Source organism: Allomuricauda sp. ARW1Y1 (assembly GCF_013407935.1).
Taxonomy (GTDB): Bacteria; Bacteroidota; Bacteroidia; order Flavobacteriales; family Flavobacteriaceae; genus Flagellimonas.
Genome location: NZ_JACBZU010000002.1, coordinates 24,317 through 44,265, shown reverse-complemented (window position 1 = coordinate 44,265; position 19,949 = coordinate 24,317). Strand labels below are relative to the sequence as shown.

Sequence of the window (19,949 nt, the reverse complement as noted above, 5' to 3'; positions counted from 1 at the left end):
TATAGTTACTTGTTGAATATTTGGGTTTAAATTAAAACGTTTTTTCCAAAGCTTTTTTTCCGCCTAAATGTTCGCAATCAAAAAGTTGTTGCATTGAATTAAAATTCACTTTTTCCTTTTGATAACCATAAACAGACTTTAAATCGCTGCTAAGATAATCATCATCCACATTTACTTGCACATCATCCATATTAAATTGGCAGGGATGTTCATAACCTGCGGCATGGGTAATCTCCAACAACTCCTTTCGAAAGGTTTTGAAGTATTGCGCCAACCTATCGGATTTTAGAGGTACATTGATGCCCTTTTGCAGCCATTTGTTTTGGGTCGCAACACCGGTGGGGCATCTATTGGTATGGCATACTTGCGCCTGAATACAGCCAATGCTCATCATGGCCTCTCGTGCTACATTGATACAATCTGCTCCCATGGCAAACGCCATTGCGGCTTTCCCTGGGAACCCCAATTTACCGCTACCTATAAATACGATGCGCTCCGTTAGTCCATGCTCCATGAAAAGGCTGTACACTTTGGAAAACCCGTACGTCCACGGTAATGAGACATGGTCTGCAAAGCTTGGAGGTGCGGCTCCGGTTCCTCCTTCGCCACCATCAATCGTGATGAAATCAGGTCCTTTCCCTTTCTTTTTCATCAAATCTGCTAGCTCCTCCCATTGCTCAATTTTACCAATAGCCGCCTTTATTCCAACTGGAAGACCAGTTTCTTCGGCAATGGATTCAATCAATTCCAAAAGCTCGGGAATATTGCTAAATGCTTTGTGGGTAGGAGGGGAGATTACATCTTTACCTACCTCTACTCCTCGTATCTCAGCGAGTTCATGGGTGATTTTGGAACCGGGAAGTACTCCGCCCTTACCCGGTTTTGCACCTTGGGAAAGTTTGATCTCAATGGCCTTGATACAAGGATTTTCATCTACCAGCACTTTTAATTTGTCCATGGAAAAGCCACCTTCCCTTGAGCGAACACCAAAATAGCCTGTACCAAAATGAAAAATAACGTCACCGCCTTGTTTGTGGTAAGGAGAAAGTCCTCCTTCTCCTGTATTGTGATAAGCTCCACATTGTTCTACCCCTTTGTTCAACGATTCAATGGCAGCAGCGGATAGCGACCCAAAACTCATGGCCGAAACATTGATAATAGAAGCCGGGCGATATGGTTTTCTACGCTGGTTATAAGCACCCATTACTTTGGCGCAGGGCAAGAAATAAGGTTTCTTTTTGTTAGGGTGCGTTTCGGGCATTTGGAATCCGATCATTGCATTTTTTATAAAAATATGCTGGTGCTTGTAAATATCCCTATCCGTTCCGAAACCTTCATAATTGTTCTCTTTTTTTGCTGATGCATAAATCCAACTTCGCTCAATACGGTTGAATGGAAGCTCCTCCCGATTATTAGCTACGAAGTACTGGCGCATTTCGGGGCCTATACTTTCCAGCCAGTACCTAAGATGTCCCACAATAGGATAATTATGTGATATCGTATGTGCCTTTTGAAAAAAGATATCACGTATGGCGACCGAGAACAAAAAAATCAAAACCCAGGCCCACCAGGGAATGTAACCGATAAAATCAAGGAATGAATGCATTTATATGGTTTGAAGGATTACCTACAAATATCAAGCCCCAATATCCAAATTCCAAACGGATAGGGATATTGGGGCTCATTAGGTATCTTAAAGTTGGTCTATTTGCTTCTATCCAGATAATCCAATGCGATTTCCGTCATGGCTTTTACCCCTAGCTGCAGGCCACTATCATCAATTTTAAAGTCAGGAGTATGGTGCGGAAAATGGTCATCTGGGCCAGCATTGGGGTCCTTTCCCCCCAAAATATAAAAGAAGCCCGGAATTTTCTCCTGATAAAACGAAAAATCCTCTGCTCCGGTTATGGCCTTGATCAAATGCACATTGTCTTCTCCTGCCACTTGTTGTAAACTGGGCAGTGAAGCAGCTGTAAGGTCTACATCATTGTAAGTGATAGGCACCCCTTTGTCGATTTCCACAGTGGCCTCGGCACGGTAAGCTTTGGCAATGGTGGATGCCATTTCTTTCATTCGCTCGTTAACCTGCTTTTGCATATCGTAATCCAAGGTTCGAATGGTTCCGATGAGTTCGGCACTTTCCGGAATGATATTGTTTCGGACCCCTCCACTTATTTTTCCAACGGTGATTACTGCGGCCTCCTTGGTCAGTTCCAATTCACGACTAATGATGGACTGGAATCCATCCACAATTTTGGAAGCTACGTAAATCGGGTCAACACCGCCCCAAGGTTGGGAACCGTGCGACTGCTTTCCTTTGATTTTTACCACAAACCGCTGGGCAGCTGCCAGAGCACCCCCTGGTTTATAGGCAATATGTCCCACAGGAAGATAGGAACCAATATGAAGCCCATAAATGGCATCCACTTTGGGATTTTCAAGCACTCCTTCCTTGACCATGAGTGCAGCACCGCCTTCCTCTCCAGGAGGTGCGCCTTCCTCGGCAGGCTGGAAAATGAATTTGACGGTTCCATGGATTTTGTCCTTGTTTTTGGCCAATACCTCGGCAGTGCCCATCAAAATGGCGATATGGGTATCATGCCCACAGGCGTGCATAACGCCCACCTCTTCACCCAAGTATTCAGATTTCACTTCTGATTTAAATGGCAAATCGTTACGTTCGGTAACGGGTAGCGCATCAATGTCAGCCCTTAGTGCAACCACTTTTCCAGGATGGTCTCCCTTGAGCAAACCTACCACGCCGGTATGTGCAACTCCTGTTTGCACTTCCATCCCCAAAGATTTTAGGTGAGCTGCAATTTTTTCAGCGGTCTTGAACTCGCGGTTACTGAGCTCTGGATGTTGGTGGATGTCGCGTCGCCATTCGATGACTTTCGATTCCACGGCGGCAATATCATTTTCAAGTCCATGGTCTTGGGCATATATACCCATACTTGCGAAACATAAGGCAAGTGCTAAAAATTTCTTCATAATTGTGTTGGTTTAAAGGTTAATAGGTCGGTATCCTTGGTTTTGTAGCTGAATGTTGGCCGTCATGGCCGATAGGGCTATTTTCACCCCTGGAATGAGTTCTTCCTTGGGTAGGTCCCTGGTTTTTGAGGACTGCCCGCACATGATCACCTCCACATTGGCTTCCATTAATTGCTCCACAAGCTCGCGGTTGGGATTGGGAACACCATAACGTTGTTGATGGCCTTCATCGGTCAACAGGTTTCTGGCAGCCGTCCCATGAACGATTAGGGCTACCTTTAGTTGAGAGGCTGGCACACCATGCTGTGCATGCATGTTTAAAAAGCGGGCAACGGTGTTTAGGTTTCTGTTGACCTCGGTATCGGATTCCGGACCAACCTTTACATCAAAAACCACTTTGAACTCCTGCGATTTGTCCGTTGCAAAGTCGGGATTTTCAATTTCCCAAACGGCACCATAGTCCTGAATAATGGGACCTGTTTGGGTCTGCTGCGAAAACGCATAAAATCCTGTAAAAAAAAGAAGGAATACCGAAAATTGTTGAAATTTCATTGGTTATTTTAGTTGAGATGTTAAATATATTTAAAAAACAGGCTAATTCCACCTTCGCTGTTTATAAATATTGAAAGCTTGATTTCAACAAAAGAGCAATAATGGCTAATTTCACGCCTACTTTAAAAGCTTCGAGCCCTTGAGTACTTTTTTGGATGAATTGAATGATGCGCAGCGCGCTCCCGTGCTGCACAAGGATGGACCCCTAATGGTGATTGCCGGTGCCGGTTCTGGCAAGACCCGTGTTTTGACCTACAGGATTGCCCATTTGATGGAACAGGGCGTGGATTCCTTCAATATTTTGGCCCTTACCTTTACCAATAAGGCGGCGCGCGAGATGAAAAAGCGTATTGCCACTATTGTTGGGAATTCCGAAGCGAAAAATCTTTGGATGGGTACGTTCCACTCCGTTTTTGCCAAATTGCTTCGTTTTGATGGCGATAAACTGGGGTTTCCGAGCAACTTTACGATTTACGACACCCAAGATTCGCAACGCTTGATTGCATCCATCATCAAGGAAATGGGACTGGACAAGGATGTGTACAAGTATAAACAGGTGCAGAACCGAATTTCATCCTACAAAAACAGTTTGATTACCGTTAAGGCATATTTTCAAAATCCAGAATTGATGGAGGCCGATGCCATGGCCAAGCGACCTCGATTGGGTGAAATCTATCAAAACTACGTGGACCGCTGCTTTAAGGCAGGTGCGATGGATTTTGACGACCTTTTGTTGCGCACCAATGAGCTTTTGACCCGATTTCCTGAGGTGTTGATGAAATATCAGGACCGTTTCCGATATATTTTGGTGGATGAGTATCAGGATACCAATCATTCCCAGTATTTGATTGTGAAGGCATTGTCCGACCGCTACCAAAACATTTGTGTGGTGGGTGACGATGCCCAAAGTATCTATTCCTTCCGAGGGGCGAACATCAGCAATATCCTCAATTTTCAAAGGGATTACGACGATGTGGCCGTTTACCGTTTGGAACAAAATTATCGTTCCACCAAGAATATTGTAAACGCAGCCAATTCCATCATTGCCAACAACAAAAATCAGCTGGAGAAAAATGTTTGGACTTCAAACGACGATGGGGGACTTATAAAAATACATCGAAGCGTAACCGATGCAGAGGAAGGGCGTTATGTGGCGGGTTCCATTTTTGAGAACAAGATGCAACAGCAGATGCAGAACGGGGATTTTGCCGTGTTGTACCGCACCAACTCCCAATCCAGAGCCATTGAGGATGCACTTCGTAAACGGGATATTCCTTATCGGATTTATGGAGGTTTGTCCTTCTACCAAAGAAAGGAAATAAAGGATGTCTTGGCCTATTTGCGTTTGATTATCAACCCGAAAGATGAAGAGGCACTAAAGCGGGTGATCAACTTCCCAACCAGGGGAATTGGCCAGACGACCATTGATAGGCTAGTGGTGGCAGCGAACCATTATGGCCGCTCCATTTATGAGGTAATGGACAATCTGGACAAACTCAATTTGAACATCAATGCAGGGACCAAACGCAAACTCGCGGACTTCGTTACTATGATCAAGAGTTTCCAAATCATGAACGAAGGTTCGGATGCCTTTACCCTAGCGGAGCACGTGGCCAAGAAAACGGGACTTTTATTGGAGTTCAAAAAAGATGGTACTCCAGAAGGGATAGCCCGCATGGAGAATATTGAGGAACTCTTGAACGGTATCAAGGACTTTGTGGAAGGTCAAAAAGAGGTTGTGGATGCAACGGGCAGTTTGACGGAATTTTTGGAAGATGTGGCGCTTGCCACGGACATGGATAAGGATGTTGGCGATGATGACAGGGTCGCTTTGATGACCATTCACTTGGCCAAGGGCCTCGAGTTTCCGTATGTATATATCGTGGGTATGGAAGAGGATTTGTTCCCATCGGCCATGAGCATGAACACCCGAAGCGAACTGGAGGAGGAGCGAAGACTGTTTTATGTTGCCCTGACCCGGGCCGAAAAACAGGCATACCTCACCTATACCCAAAACAGATATCGTTGGGGAAAATTGATTGATGCCGAACCCAGCCGTTTTTTGGAGGAAATTGAAGAGCGATATGTGGAGAACCTTACCCCGGTAAATGATGGCTATCGTTACAAATCGATAATCGATAAAAACATCTTTGGTGAAGTGGACAAAAGCAAACTCAGGCAAGTGAAGCCCAAAAACGGGACACCTCCCAGTGTGCATCAACCTAATGAAAATCAGCTACGGAAATTGAGAAAGCTAAAACCTGAGATGTCTGCCCCCGACAAACCTATGGAGCTCGATCCTGGCATTACTATTGGGGCACGAGTAAACCACACACGATTTGGGATTGGGAAAATACTCAACATAGAAGGAGCGGGCAACGACAAAAAGGCAGAAATCCATTTTGACCAAGGGGGGATAAAAAAACTGTTGTTGCGTTTCGCCAAGCTGGAGGTTTTGGACAATGCCTAGGCTAATTTTTATTTTCCAATAATTGAAACCTAGCTGTTTTGAGAACTCCCTAAATAAAAGGAGTAAGTCGGTTTGGGTGGACAAAATTGTTTAAATTCAGAGCTAGATTTAGAAATTTTGACCAAACCAACCTCCCTTTATGAAAAATCTTCTGCTCAAACCTGTTTTTATTGCCGTTGCCATTCTTGTCATCATTCTTTTTGGTGTAGCTGGATATCATTATGATGTCGGTTATCCTGCATGGGTAATGATGGCGACTGGAATCCTGATTGGTTCAATTTTGGTGATTGCCCTTAAGTTGTTGCTCACATGGATTCTTCCTATTATCAAAAAAATACCATTACCGCTGCTTACTTCGCTATTGGGCGGTTTAATTTCATTCTATTTATTGAGGGAATTTGCCTTTAGGTGGCCTTCACAGCTGTTTTATGCCTTGGTAGTATTCGGATTTATCTGTACGGCATTATTGGTTTTCGGTATGTGGAACATCTTTCTAAATAACAAAAAAACATTGGGGGCTGTCCTCGCTGTAGTGGGTGTTTTGCTAACAGTTTTCGGGTTTTATGGTTTTAACGGTCTCGACGGTGACCCTTCTGCACCTGATTTATCAAAACAGGAAAACATAGATGTAACCACTCTAGCCGATATGGGAGTTCAAAATCCCTCCAATAAGGGCAATTTTGAAGTGGAGGTATTTACGTATGGTAGCGGAACCGATAAAAAACGTTCGGAATATGCCACAGCTATCAAACTGAAAACACCCACTGTGGATGCAACACGATTGCTTCCCGAGTGGAAAGGAAAAAAGAAAAAGTGGCGCGAAAAATATTGGGGCTTTGGCGTGGATAGTTTTCCGTTGAATGCGCGTGTGTACATGCCTAAAGGCAAAGGACCCTTCCCAATGGTGATGATGGTTCATGGAAACCACAGCATGCTCGATTATTCCGATGGTGGTTACGCCTATTTAGGAGAGCTCTTGGCAAGTAGGGGCATTATTGGGGTTTCGGTGGATGAGAACTTTATCAACGGGCACTGGTCTGGCGATTTTATGGGAAAGGAAATGCCAACACGGGGTTGGCTGTTATTGAAACATTTGGAACAATGGAGGGAATGGAACAATGGCGTTTCACCTGAATTAAATGGAAAAGTGGATTTGGACAATGTTGTTCTGGTGGGACACTCAAGAGGAGGAGAGGCCGTATCTATTGCGGCTGCCTTTAACCAACTGGACAGGTTCCCGGATGATGGCAATGAAACTTTTGATTTTGGTTTTGGGATCAAGGGCATTGTGACGATTGCGCCAACAGACTATCGGTATAATCGGGAGATAAGCCTTAAGGATATCAACTATTTGTCCATTCAAGGAGCCTTCGATTCGGATGAGACCAGTTTTTGGGGAATGCGGCCATACCATCGTTTGGAGTTCTCAGAGGGTTTTGAGGGCTTTAAAGCAGGATTATATATGAACCATGCCAACCATGGCCAATTCAATTCCACATGGGGACGTTCGGATTTTGGAGCTCCCATGAAGTGGTTGCTCAATCTTGACCCCTTGGTCACAGGTGAAGAGCAGCGTCAAGTGGCCCAGGTGTATGTGAGTGCTTTTGCGGTGGCCGTGCTCAAGGGTAACACGGATTATCGCCCCATGTTCAAAAACGTGGATGTGGTGAACAATTGGCTACCAAAGGAAACCTATCGCAGTCAGTATGCGGACAATCATAAAAAAGTATTGGTCGATTTTGAAGGGGATATCGATGTGACCAAGGCATCGAATAGTATAGCATTGAATGCCAAGAACTTTAAAGTTTGGCGAGAAACGGAATTGGAATCAAGGGATGGGGGAAGTCAGCAAAACAATGCTTTGGTGCTGGGATGGAAATACGACAAGTCAACATCTGTCGATTCCATTCCCGTCTATCAAATAGTGCTTTTAGATTCACTAAAGAATTTTAGCGAGGCCGATACGCTGGCCCTTTCGATGGCGATGGGCGATATTTCCGAATTGAAATCCAACGATGATGATGAACAATTGGAATCACCGGAAAAAGGGTTCAATTTTAGCATTATGCTCAAGGATAGTTTGGGAAATTCGGCATCGGTTGCATTGGACCAAAACAATAGACTCCCGGGGATTATCAAAACAAGGTTCACCAAGTTCAAGTTCCTGGATAAGGATATGGTTGGCGAACCTTCCGAAGTTCAGTTGAAAAGTTGTTATATTCCCGTTTCTGCCTTTAGGTCCCAAAATTACAGTTTGCAATTGGGTAAATTGCAGAGCATCAATTTGGTGTTTGATAAAGACAGCTTGGGCGTTGTTGTTCTGGATGATATCGGATTTTATTCAAAAAACAGGTCTGCAGAGGAATAAATGTTACTCGTCCTCAAAGGGCTGATTGTCTGCGAAAGATGCATCTTTTAAGTCTATTGAAGTCTCTTCCAAATAGCCATTGGAAATGGAATATCCTTTTATGGTGCTATTGGAATGCAGAAGGTAGTTTCCTTTTTTCATTGGATTGCTGCTCACCCTATGGTATATCATGGGCGTGCCGTACAAGGAGGAGGTCAACACGCCATTATCCGTTTTATAAAGGGCAATATTCTTGATTTGATTTCCTAAACAGTCCATTTTGGTACGCCACGAGAAAACACCAAAAGTCCCATCCTCCGAAATGGCGAATTTGACATTGGGTCGATGTGTTTTGTAGGCTTTTACCAGTTTATCGAACTTTTCGGCGGAACGAATGTTTTCTACGATTCTCCGCATACTTTCGTTGATGCTGACGATTTGATCCATGTTTCTGCAATCAATCGTGTCCAATTGGTTTAATTGAGTCAATAGCACCTCCAATTCATCTAAAGTATTACTGGCGTTAAAGTCGTTTTCTTTTGACTTTTTGGAAAAATCACAACTTGAACTGATCATGGAAAGGACTATGGCAATGGAAAGGATATTAATTGTTACGGATTTCATTGTTGTTCAATTTTTGGTTTAAAGGTGTGACAATTCCATCAATATTTTGGGTGCCAATTGATCAATGCCCCTTTTGAATTGACGAATGCCCCTTTTGAATTGACGGATGCATTAAATGCTGCTGGGTTGGGTGTCTTATAAAAGGTTTAACTGATAGTTTTGTGGTACCGATTTAGTTGAAAGATGTAGTATCTTTGTTATCAATCGATTGGATATTTTTTGCTTTTATGGCTGAATTGATCAAACTTTATGAGGAAAACCCCAACCCAAAGCAGGTTGAGAAGGTGGTAGACGTGCTTCGGCAGGGCGGCTTGGTCATTTATCCAACAGATACCGTGTATGGATTGGGTTGCGATATTACCAACTCCAAGGCATTACAACGCATTGCCCGGATAAAGGGAGTGAAACTGGAAAAAGCAAATTGGTCCTTTATTTGTGCAGATTTGAGCAATTTGTCAGATTATGTGCGACAAATTGATAGCGCTACTTTCAAGATTCTTAAAAGAACTCTACCCGGTCCTTATACGTTTATTCTTCCGGGAAACAATAATCTTCCCAAAGATTTCAAGAAAAAGAAAACGGTGGGTATCCGTGTACCGGACAATTCCATTGCCAGAGCTTTGGTAACTGGGCTGGGACACCCGATTGTTTCCACTTCTATTCGAGATGACGATGATATTTTGGAGTATACCACAGATCCTGAGCTCATCTTTGAAAAATGGCAGAACCTTGTGGATGTTGTGATCGATGGAGGATATGGCGACAATGTGGCCTCCACAGTAATCGACCTTTCTGGTGATACACCCGAAGTGATACGGGAGGGCAAGGGCAGTCTGGAAATTTATTGATAACTGTATATAAAAAAAGCGGCCTAATTGGCCGCTTTTCTTTTTTAGCTATTGCTATAACTTATTTACCGGTACCTCCGATGGCAGGATCTTTCATTCCTTCTTCGATCATGTTATAGAACTGATCGATTTTTGGAAGTACAACGATTCTTGTTCTTCTGTTTTTGGCTCTGTTTGCAGAGGTATCGTTGCTTACCAATGGTACGTAGTAGCTACGTCCGGCAGCAGTCATTCTAGCAGGATCTACACCAAAATCGTTTTGTAGGATACGAACAACGGATGTGGCTCTTTTGGCACTCAAATCCCAATTGTCCAATAAAACACCGCTTCTGTATGGTACGTTGTCTGTATGACCTTCTACCATAAACTCAAAGTCTGGTTTGTTGTTCACCACTTTGGCAACTTTTCCAAGTACTTCTTTTGCAGCGCTGGTTACGTTGTAGCTTCCGCTTCTGAACAACAATTTATCGGAAATGGAAACGAATACCACACCTTTTTCAACACTGATTTCGATATCGTCGTCGTCCAAATTGCCCAATACACCTTTCAAGCTCTGTACCAATGCAAGGTTGACAGAGTCTCTGCGGGTAACGGCATCTTGCAACTTTCTGATGGTAAGGTCTTTTTCACGTAGGCTTTCCAATGACTTTTCAAGGTTTTCGGCACCTTTTGTGGTCAAAGTGGTCAAGTTGCCCATGTTGTTGATGAGCTCTTGGTTATTTGCCTTAAGGAATGCGTTTTGGTCTTCGAGGGTTTTCAACCTAGAGTCAGCAGTAGCTTTTTCTTCCAAGCAATCGTTCAATTTAACGGTTGCAGAGTTCAATAGGTCTTGGGTTTCTTTGTGTTTGGCCTCCAGTTCGGCGTATTTCTTCTGCGATACGCAAGAGGATAAAAGAACGGTCATTGCCAATGTTCCTAAAAGAAATTTTTTCATAGTTCAGAATATAATTTAAGGATTGTTAGATATATCAAATTTGAAAAACTCAACCAAAATTAGATAAAAAGCAAGGCTCGCTTATTTCGGTATCGTTAATCTTTTACTAAAATGTTAAAATTCTTTATTTGATGTACGAAATAGGACCACACTATGGATGTCGCCACATAATATTTTAATATAAAATTAGCTTTTTCCCGCTTTCTGTACATTTTGATAAAGTTACCATAAAAACTGAAATGTGCCCTTAAGATGGCAAAGCAATGGTCGAATTTTAATTGGAAGATAAAACGGAGGGCAGCGATGGCATCTAACAATAGGCGGATAAACACAATGGGCCATGCCTGTCTCCTCGGTAGATTTTTTGTGATGGAATACAACGAGTTCCTAAAATTGAGGAAGGTTTTTTTCGGGTTCATGTTGGATAGGGTGCTGCCCCCTAAGTGATATACATGGCTATGCCCTACATAAAACACTTTTTGCCCGGCATTCTGTGCACGCCAACAAAGGTCGATTTCCTCTTGATGGGCAAAATAATCCTGATCAAAACCGCCTAGTGACCAAAACACATCACTTTTGATGAACATGCAAGCTCCTGTGGCCCAAAACACTTCCCTGATGTCGTCATATTGCCCCTCATCCTTTTCAATGGTCTGAAATATACGTCCCCGACAGAACGGATACCCAAATTTATCCAGAAACCCGCCTGCGGCCCCGGCATATTCAAAGTGATCCTTTCGCATCAAGTCCAATATTTTGGGTTGAATGATGGCCGCCTCTGGTTGGGTACTAAAGGTATTTTGGATAGGTTCCAGCCAATCAGGGGTCACTTCAACATCCGAATTCAATAGACAATACACATCTGCCTTTACGTGCTGCAAACCTTCGTTGTACCCTTTGGCAAATCCGCCATTGGAACTGTTCTCAACAATTTTGATCGTTGGGTAATGTTCTCTCAGAAAGTCCACCGAACCATCGGTGCTGGCATTGTCCACCACATAAACATCCGTTCCTTTGGAATATTCAAGAACCGAAGGGAGGAACCTTTCGAGCAAGGCCTCTCCATTCCAGTTGAGTATGACTACGGCGATTTTCAAAACGGAGGCAAATTAACGGCTAAAATCAGGAATATCCTCTAAAAACCTATACTTTTCATTCACATGGTCCATTTCGCAGTAGTAATGGTCCAGGCCATTGGTAACCATAAGATGCTTAGCCTTCAATTGGTAATTGTATCGCGCTATTTGATCAAAGGTAGCTTGGGTAATCTTTACTTCTGGGGCCTTGCATTCGATCAACAAAAAAATGGAACCGTCAGAGTTAAAGACAACCACATCATACCGCTTTCTTAACTCGTTTACCGTCAGTTGCTTTTCCACGTTGATAAGGCTCTTGGGGTAGTTTTTTGTAAATACCAGATAACGCAAAACATGCTGCCTTACCCATTCTTCGGGTTGGAGTACCACAAACTTTTTACGGATACCGTCAAAAATGTACTGTCTATTTTGGCTATTTTTGATTCGAAATGAATAAGGTGGAAAGTTAAGGTCTTGCATAAGACAAAACTGGTGAAATATTTTGAATGGACAAAGTAAAGGAGATCGTATCGGAAATTAAACGGGGAAATCCCAAACCCATTTATTTTTTAATGGGGGAGGAGCCCTATTACATTGATCGTATTTCGCAGTTCATTTCCGAAAACGTGCTAACGGAGGATGAGCGTGGTTTTAACCAAATGGTGCTTTATGGGAAGGATACCTCGGTCGATGAAGTGGTGGCCAATGCCAAGCGTTTTCCCATGATGGCACAGTATCAGGTGGTAATCGTTAAAGAAGCGCAACACCTATCCCGTACCATTGAGCAGTTGGTACCTTATGCCGAAAACCCCCAACAGACCACGATTTTGGTACTCTGTTACAAATACAAAAAGCTCGACAAGCGAAAAAAGCTTTACAAGGCCATTCAGAAAAAGGGAGAGCTGTTTGAGAGCAAAAAGCTTTATGAGAATCAGGTGGCCGACTGGATTCGAAGAACCCTTGGCGGCAAGCAATACAGAATTTCCCCCAAGGCGTGCATTATGCTTGTGGAGTTTTTGGGAACAGATCTCAGTAAAATCAGCAATGAACTGGACAAGTTGACTTTGATCGTACCGCCGAATGTAGAGGTTACCCCAGAATTGGTCGAGGAGCATATTGGCATCAGTAAGGATTTCAACAACTTTGAATTGAAAAAGGCCATTGGAGAGCGGGATGTTAAAAAGGCCTCGCGAATCATAGACTATTTTGCACAAAACCCTAAGGACAATCCCTTTATAGTGACGGTTACCTTGTTGAACACCTTTTTTACGCAATTGCTACAGTACCATGGCCTAAAGGATCATTCCCCGGGCAATGTGGCCAAGGTATTGGGCGTGAGCCCTTACTTTGTAAATGAGTATGTGGTAGCGGCGCGAAACTATCCCATGAAAAGGGTGAGCGGGGTTATCTCCAGCCTAAGAAAATTGGATTTAAAGGGCAAAGGTGTGGGAGCCAGCAATATGGCACAGGCGGATTTGCTGAAAGAACTCTTGTCCGAAATACTCTAAGCTTACTTTTTATCCACACTGTATTTACCAGGCCCCAGCAGTATGATCACCACAAAAATGGTAAGGTAAAGCAATGCCATTTCCTTTTTGCCAAAGGGGTCTGCTCCATGGATCATAAAGCCTGCAACGAACATGGTGATTGCGGTTGGAATAGCTGCCCATCTGGTTTTAAATCCAATAATGATAAGTAACGGGCACACAAATTCGGCTACAACCGTCAAAAATAGGGAGGGAGCCTGTCCAATACCAAAAGGATTGGCGAATTCCGTATTCCCGTTGATAAGGTTCATCAATTTGGGATAACCGTGGGTCAGCATAAAAGCAGATGGTACAATCCGAAGTATGGCCAGCCCAAGGTGAATCAGAGTGTTATTTTTCATGTGGGGAAATTTAATCCACGTGAAAATATAAATTATGTTTTAAATAGAACAACATAAATTAATGAAAAGGTGCTTTGAGTTGACGGATGTAGAAAAATCACCTCAATTCAGGGTATGATTTTGGGTCCACTTCGTGCATGATTTGGTACACTTTCTCAAAAATATCCTCTGCATTGGGTTTGGAAAAATAATCCCCATCCGAAGCATAGGCAGGTCTGTGCGCCTTAGCGGAAAGGGTTTGTGGTGCGCTGTCCAAATAACGATACCCGCCTTGTTTCTCCACTACTTCTTGAAGCAGATATGCGGAGCATCCACCCGGTACATCTTCGTCGATGACCAACAGTCGGTTTGTTTTTTGGAGGCTTTTTACCACATCATGGTCCAAATCAAAAGGGAGCAGTGACTGGGCGTCGATGACTTCGGCGTCAATACCAACCTCCAGCAAGTCTTGGGCTACTTTTTCCACAATACGAAGTGTGGAACCATAGGATAACAGTGTAATATCGTTTCCTTCCTTCAAGGTTTCCACCTTTCCGATAGGTGTGCAAAATTCACCCAGATTGGAAGGTTTCTTTTCTTTGAGGCGGTAACCGTTCAGGCTTTCGATGACCAAGGCTGGTTCATCACTTTTCATCAAGGTATTGTAAAAACCTGCGGCCTGCGTCATGTTCCTTGGCGTCAAAATGTACATTCCGCGCAGTAAATGAATCAGTCCGCCCATAGGTGAGCCTGAATGCCAGATACCTTCCAAGCGGTGCCCTCGTGTACGAACGATGAGAGGGGCTTTTTGCTTGCCAACGGTCCGGTACATCAAGGTCGCAAGGTCATCGCTTAAGGTTTGTACGGCATACAGAATGTAATCCAAATATTGTATTTCGGCAATGGGTCGCAGTCCGCGCATGGCCATTCCAATCCCTTGGCCAATAATGGTAGTTTCACGGATTCCGGTATCGGCAATTCGCAATTCACCATATTTTTTCTGAAGTCCTTCGAGCCCTTGGTTAACGTCCCCAATATTACCCGTATCCTCACCAAAAATCAAAGCTTCTGGATATTGGGAGAAAAGGGAGTCAAAATTGTCCCTTAATATGATCCTGCCATCCACTTCTTCGGCATCATCAGCGTATGATGGAGGAATAGGGGCAATGTTGGTAGCCTTGTTACCTACTTCATTATATAGGTGTGAGCTGTATTGTGGTTCGTTGGTGGCCAAAAATTGGTTGACCCACTGTTGAAGTTGTTTTTTTTCTGCGAAGGATTCACCCAGCAAATAACGGAGTGCCTGTCTGGATTTAGATGCCAAATCCTTTTTTAAGGGCTCTTCAATTGCGATCAAATCATTTTTCAATTTGTTGATGAACGCCCTATTGGCACTTTGATTGGCGACTTTTTCGAGCAATGCGACCAATTCTTTTTTGGCAGCGAGTTGCGGCTTTAAAAATTCGGACCAAGCTTCTTTTTTGGCAGAACGGACTTTGTGTTTGATGTCTCGTTCCAGTTTTTTCAAATCCTCTTCGGTACTGATGCCGTTTTCCAGAATCCATTCCCTGAACCGTTTGTTACAATCGTTTTCGCGTTCCCATTCCAAACGTTCCGCCGATTTATATCTTTCATGGGACCCAGATGTTGAGTGGCCCTGTGGCTGAGTGAGTTCAGTAACATGGATGAGTACCGGCACATGGTTTTCACGTGCAATATCCGATGCGTTCTCGAACGTATGGATAAGGGCGGTATAATCCCATCCCTTCACCTTGAGGATTTCGTAGCCGTTGTTTTCATCGTCCCGTTGCAGTCCGCTCAGTGCTTCTGAGATATCACCTTTGGTGGTATGGAACTCAGAAGGCACGGAAATACCGTAGTCATCGTCCCAAACACTTATCACCATGGGAACCTGCATGACTCCTGCGGCGTTCAAGGTCTCAAAAAAATGACCCTCGCTGGTACTTGCGTTTCCAATGGTGCCCCAGGCCACTTCATTTCCGTTTTTGGAAAAGTTGGTCTGGTCAATGCCCTCTACGTGGCGATATATTTTGGAGGCTTGGGCCAATCCCAACAATCGTGGCATCTGCCCTGCGGTGCAGGAAATATCCGCACTGCTATTTTTTTGTTCGGTAAGGTTTTTCCAAGTCCCGTCCTCGTTCAAACTGTGCGTTACAAAGTGCCCGCCCATTTGCCTTCCAGCACTCATGGGTTCCTTTTCAAGGTCGGTAGTGGCATACAATCCATGAAAGAAAGCTTTTGGTGTCAAGTGCCCCAACGCCATCATAAAGGTCTGGTCGCGGTAGTATCCGCTCCTAAAATCGCCATCCTGGAATGCACGGGCCATTGCCAGTTGCGGAAGTTCTTTTCCGTCTCCAAAAATTCCAAATTTGGCTTTGCCTGAAAGTACTTCCCTTCGTCCTAGAACACTACATTCCCTGCTGGTGACGGCTGTCTCATAATCTTGAAGAATCTGGGACTTAAAATCGTCAAAAGAAATATCGCTGCTTGTACTAGGATTAGGTTTCATGGACTGATTAAGATTTCTGCGAAATTACTAAAAATCCGTCTAAATAGCAATATCGAACGGTGTTAATAAAATTAAATACCCTCAATAATTTATCACAATAAATGGTTTTTTTGTAAAAAACACCCCAAAATAAGCGACTGCATTGTCAAATTGATAATTAAAACCACTTTCGGGTAAATAGCCCGGTAAGTGTTCTAGGACTTAAGGTAACAATAAATCGGATACGTTGTCCATAGTCGTTTTGCGCAATTTCCCAACCTCTGTTGGAATACACGGGAAAGTAAAGTTCAAAGTAATCCGTGACCAAGTTGAGACGGATACCGGAGTCGTAAACAAAACGGGTGTTCTCTCCTTTGTTTTTGATAAAGCCAAGATCCCCATAAGCCTCGATCCAACGCCAAATGTTGGTGCTGGCATTGGTGGTGGCAATCCAATCGTTCGCAAATGGATTCTCTAACTTTGATTTGAATCCTCCTTCAGCAATGATTACCTGTTGACTGTAGATCCCGGAATCTTCCGACCTACCCAAATAGGCAAGGTCGAACATATAATCCGTAGGTCTGTCCAGTGCAAAGCTAAAAAAGTTGGAATTCGTGGTATTGCGCAAAAACTTTCCTGCGTAGAAGCGAAGGTTCAACTGCCTATTGCTCTGGAAGAGTTTTCGGTATTCCCATTCGAACGCCAGCTTGCTGAACTCACTGGAATGTTGTGCATCTATGGACCAAGAGGAGTAATTGATTATGCTGTTGTCCACATCGGTAAAGCGTGCATTCAACACCCCATAATCAGGGTCGGTCTCCAGTTCTCCCTGTAAACTCTCATCAATGCTCCTAAACACATTCCGGTACCTTAGAAGGAGATATTGCCTTCGGTTGGACAATAAATCGTTGGGGCGCCATCCAAAACTAATGGCCGGCGTTACCGTAGAAAACCTTGAATTTTGCTCAAAATGTGAAGTGGAGGCCGAGAAGGAGTAGTTGGTCACAAAAAGACCTGTTTTGTTATGGTATTTCCGATATCGGAATCCCACTTTACCCACCATGGTGCGCTCCAAAAAGGAATAGGTGGGGGCTATATCATATTCAAATGGGCGCTCCAAGAAGGTTTTGTTGTACAATCGCAACCCTGGGGTTACACCATCATACAAGTTAAAGTTCATGATGGGCACATAAAACACCTGATTGTAATAAGGGTCTTCGGTATCCTTAAAAAATTGAAACTTTAGTTTTTTATTGCTGGAAAACCATCCATTCAAAGTTTTCCAATTATCCCGTTGGTTGAATTCCGGGATTTTTTGGTCGTAGTTCAACACCAAACGGTCTTCACTTCCTCGCGGAATGGTAAAGCTCTTGGTAGAGTCAATATTGCTAAACCAGTATTGGGAGACTACAGAGTCGTTCTCCAGTCCAAAAAGCGATATCGGCACATTGGTTCCCCGCTTGTTCTTGAGCATAAAGGTGATGGAATCGTCGGTCTTTTCAACACTCTTGATCTTGAAATCAATCTTTTTATCCGAGCCTACATATTCCTCAAAAAACCAATCCACCTCCTTATCCGCATATTTTTCAATGGTTTTTCTAAAGTCCGCAGCACTTACTCTTTGCTGTTGTTTGTAGTTTTTATAAAAGTCCAACACCGTACTGTCTATCTTCTTTTCGCCCAAATAGGCCGATAGGTAGGACATTCCCAATCCAGCCTTGTAGCCGTTGGCAATACGTTCGTTGAACTTGATCAAGGAGTCATTCGAAGTGGTCAATGCCTGGTCGATGTTCTTTCGGGCCGAAAGCATGCTGAAAAGTGCATATTGCTCGTTAAAATCCATTTTAGCCAAATGAAAGCTCCTCACGCCCCAAATTCTGGAAAGCTTCCCTATCAGTTTTTGGTCGGGATAGAACTCTTCCACGTATTTGATCATCAAGTAATACCCAATGGCATCGTTTACCCAGCGTTCCTTTCTCGGATTCAAATAGAGCGATTCTTTCAAGTAGCTTCGGATAGCCGTTTTGAGAAACTTCATCTCAAACTGGAACTGTTCTTCGTAAGGTCTGATGAAAGAAGGCAACTGATTGATGCCGTAGAGCGGCGAGCGGTTGTAGTCAAATTCAGAAACCAACAGGTTTCCGTGCGGATAGGAACCCAAATTTTCTTGAAGGAACTGCGCAATTTTTAAAATGGAGATGCCCTGTGCAATTTCCTCATATTTGTTCGATTCGATATCCGTGGAAACGGTGACGAAGTCGGTGACGTGCTTGGTGAAACGGTCATCCCTGTTTAGAATGATTTCACAATTCTTTCGATTGTCCCCGATCAATTGCGTGTATTGCCCATTTGGAAACCCTGAAACGCTCGACTTTCTATAATTTGACACCAAAAACAGGTTTTCCGGAAAGGTGAAGTTGATTCGGGTATTGGTCACATCAGTATAGATATCGTTCAGGTTGATGTTGTTGTACAGATGCCATTCCCCGTCAAAAACAGCAGGGGAAAAATACCAATCCTTTAAATGGTAACCCCCATCATCCCGATGTCCGTACCCGGTAAATTTGGCGCTCGGCAGTTTGATGGTGTAGGTGAAAAAGAGTTGTATGGATTCATTGGGTTTTAGGACTTCGTTCAGGTTGACGGTGATATAATCCGAATTGCCTTCCCTTTTCCAGTCCAATCCAACATAGTTGTTGTCCACTATGGTCTTGATGGTGGTATAGCCTCTTTCCCTATCCTTTGCCAAGTGCAAACTTCTGTTGAACTCCTCCCCAAAACGTTTGGCAAGGGCCGTGTTTTTATTGGAGTAGGCATGGTTCCAATCGTTGAAATAAAGGGTGGACAGTCCTTTGTCCGATTGGTTGTGGTAGGTAAAGTGTTGCCGAATACGTATTTGGTTGGTTGGGCCGTCCAAGGTGGCCACTATCTCGTTGGTGTGCTGTCCCCAAAGTTGGGGGCACAGGAGTGATAAAACGAGTGAAACGCAAAATAGTATTCTAGATGGGACCAATACCAAACGGGATTAAAAGTTGGGACTTAACGTTCGGCCTTTGTAGAAGGCATCAATGATTTCGATAACTTCATCCTCGGTATCCACCAATTTGATCAAGTCCAAATCCTTGGGGCTGATGTTGCCCTCTTCGACCAAGGTGTTTTTGATCCAGTCCATCAATCCTTTCCAGAATTCAGTACCGACCAAAATAATAGGAAACGTATGGATTTTATGTGTTTGGATAAGGGTAAGAGCCTCAAAAAACTCATCCAAGGTGCCAAAACCTCCCGGCATTACCACAAAACCTTGCGAATATTTAACAAACATTACCTTTCTGACGAAAAAGTAATCAAAATCCAAACTTTTATCACTATCAATGAATGGATTGTCATGCTGCTCAAAAGGCAGGTCAATGTTCAACCCGACCGAGGTGCCGCCCGCCAAATTGGCCCCTTTGTTGCCAGCTTCCATAATTCCAGGCCCTCCACCGGTAATAACGCCGTAGCCTGCTTCGGCAATCCGTTTGGCAATTTTCACGGCCAAATCATAGTAAGGATGGCCTTCGCGCACCCTTGCCGACCCAAAAATGGAGACGCATGGCCCAATAACGCTCATTTTTTCAAATCCATTGACGAACTCGCCCATAATCTTAAATATGGCCCACGAATCGTTCGTCTTTATCTCATTCCATCCTTTGGAATGTTGTTCTTTTCGCATTTGCATAGTACTTCTATTG

The 19,949-nt window shown here is 43.7% G+C and carries 15 protein-coding genes; 4 read left to right on the top strand and 11 right to left on the bottom strand.

Going from position 1 to position 19,949, the window contains the following annotated elements:
- Nucleotides 1-31: 31 nt before the first annotated feature.
- From GGE08_RS04925 to GGE08_RS04915, 3 genes are all read right to left on the bottom strand, one after another.
- On the bottom strand, nucleotides 32-1,606 hold the full coding sequence (locus tag GGE08_RS04925; RefSeq protein WP_179383799.1) for an FMN-binding glutamate synthase family protein: 1,575 nt from the start codon (nucleotides 1,604-1,606) through the stop codon (nucleotides 32-34).
- Nucleotides 1,607-1,704: 98 nt separating this feature from the next.
- On the bottom strand, nucleotides 1,705-2,991 hold the full coding sequence (locus tag GGE08_RS04920) for an amidohydrolase (protein WP_179383798.1): 1,287 nt from the start codon (nucleotides 2,989-2,991) through the stop codon (nucleotides 1,705-1,707).
- A 12-nt stretch (nucleotides 2,992-3,003) separates the two neighbouring features.
- Nucleotides 3,004-3,543 (bottom strand): DsrE family protein, encoded by a 540-nt coding sequence (locus GGE08_RS04915; protein ID WP_179383797.1) that lies wholly within the window; start codon nucleotides 3,541-3,543, stop codon nucleotides 3,004-3,006.
- 139 nt (nucleotides 3,544-3,682) lie between these two features.
- Between GGE08_RS04915 and GGE08_RS04910 the strand changes: the two genes are divergently transcribed.
- Both GGE08_RS04910 and GGE08_RS04905 read left to right on the top strand, forming a co-directional pair.
- Nucleotides 3,683-6,013: an ATP-dependent helicase gene (locus GGE08_RS04910; RefSeq protein WP_179383796.1), complete on the top strand. Its 2,331-nt coding sequence runs from the start codon at nucleotides 3,683-3,685 to the stop codon at nucleotides 6,011-6,013.
- A 139-nt stretch (nucleotides 6,014-6,152) separates the two neighbouring features.
- Complete coding sequence (locus GGE08_RS04905; protein ID WP_179383795.1) at nucleotides 6,153-8,381, top strand: hypothetical protein; 2,229 nt, start codon at nucleotides 6,153-6,155, stop codon at nucleotides 8,379-8,381.
- A gap of 3 nt (nucleotides 8,382-8,384) precedes the next feature.
- On the opposite strand, the gene GGE08_RS04900 is transcribed toward GGE08_RS04905, so the two are convergent.
- Nucleotides 8,385-8,984: a hypothetical protein gene (locus GGE08_RS04900; protein WP_179383794.1), complete on the bottom strand. Its 600-nt coding sequence runs from the start codon at nucleotides 8,982-8,984 to the stop codon at nucleotides 8,385-8,387.
- A 227-nt stretch (nucleotides 8,985-9,211) separates the two neighbouring features.
- On the opposite strand from GGE08_RS04900, the gene GGE08_RS04895 reads away from it, so the two are divergent.
- Nucleotides 9,212-9,832, top strand: coding sequence for an L-threonylcarbamoyladenylate synthase (locus tag GGE08_RS04895; protein ID WP_179383793.1), 621 nt, complete (start codon nucleotides 9,212-9,214; stop codon nucleotides 9,830-9,832).
- A gap of 61 nt (nucleotides 9,833-9,893) precedes the next feature.
- Here the strand turns inward: GGE08_RS04895 and GGE08_RS04890 are convergent, their stop codons facing one another.
- The 3 genes from GGE08_RS04890 to GGE08_RS04880 form a co-directional block, all read right to left on the bottom strand.
- The gene (locus GGE08_RS04890; protein WP_179383792.1) at nucleotides 9,894-10,766 is read right to left on the bottom strand and encodes a flagellar motor protein MotB; all 873 of its coding nucleotides are present in this window, start codon (nucleotides 10,764-10,766) and stop codon (nucleotides 9,894-9,896) included.
- Nucleotides 10,767-10,861: 95 nt separating this feature from the next.
- Entirely contained in the window at nucleotides 10,862-11,863 is a 1,002-nt protein-coding gene (locus GGE08_RS04885; protein ID WP_179383791.1) for a glycosyltransferase family 2 protein, read from the bottom strand.
- A 12-nt stretch (nucleotides 11,864-11,875) separates the two neighbouring features.
- Nucleotides 11,876-12,322, bottom strand: a complete 447-nt coding sequence (locus GGE08_RS04880; RefSeq protein ID WP_179383790.1) for a type I restriction enzyme HsdR N-terminal domain-containing protein — start codon at nucleotides 12,320-12,322, stop codon at nucleotides 11,876-11,878.
- Nucleotides 12,323-12,348: 26 nt separating this feature from the next.
- Here GGE08_RS04880 and holA point away from each other — a divergent pair, with 26 nt between their 5' ends.
- Complete coding sequence (gene holA / locus GGE08_RS04875; RefSeq protein ID WP_179383789.1) at nucleotides 12,349-13,350, top strand: DNA polymerase III subunit delta; 1,002 nt, start codon at nucleotides 12,349-12,351, stop codon at nucleotides 13,348-13,350.
- 2 nt (nucleotides 13,351-13,352) lie between these two features.
- Here holA and GGE08_RS04870 read toward each other — a convergent pair whose 3' ends face one another.
- The 4 genes from GGE08_RS04870 to GGE08_RS04855 all read right to left on the bottom strand — a co-directional run bounded on the left by GGE08_RS04870 (nucleotide 13,353) and on the right by GGE08_RS04855 (nucleotide 19,930).
- Nucleotides 13,353-13,730 (bottom strand): DoxX family protein, encoded by a 378-nt coding sequence (locus GGE08_RS04870; protein WP_179383788.1) that lies wholly within the window; start codon nucleotides 13,728-13,730, stop codon nucleotides 13,353-13,355.
- Nucleotides 13,731-13,827: 97 nt separating this feature from the next.
- Nucleotides 13,828-16,239, bottom strand: a complete 2,412-nt coding sequence (locus GGE08_RS04865) for a thiamine pyrophosphate-dependent enzyme (protein ID WP_179383787.1) — start codon at nucleotides 16,237-16,239, stop codon at nucleotides 13,828-13,830.
- Between the two features lie 157 nt (nucleotides 16,240-16,396).
- Nucleotides 16,397-19,237, bottom strand: coding sequence for a metalloprotease (locus tag GGE08_RS04860; protein WP_257023958.1), 2,841 nt, complete (start codon nucleotides 19,235-19,237; stop codon nucleotides 16,397-16,399).
- A 6-nt stretch (nucleotides 19,238-19,243) separates the two neighbouring features.
- Entirely contained in the window at nucleotides 19,244-19,930 is a 687-nt protein-coding gene (locus tag GGE08_RS04855; RefSeq protein WP_179383786.1) for a TIGR00730 family Rossman fold protein, read from the bottom strand.
- Nucleotides 19,931-19,949 lie beyond the last annotated feature (19 nt).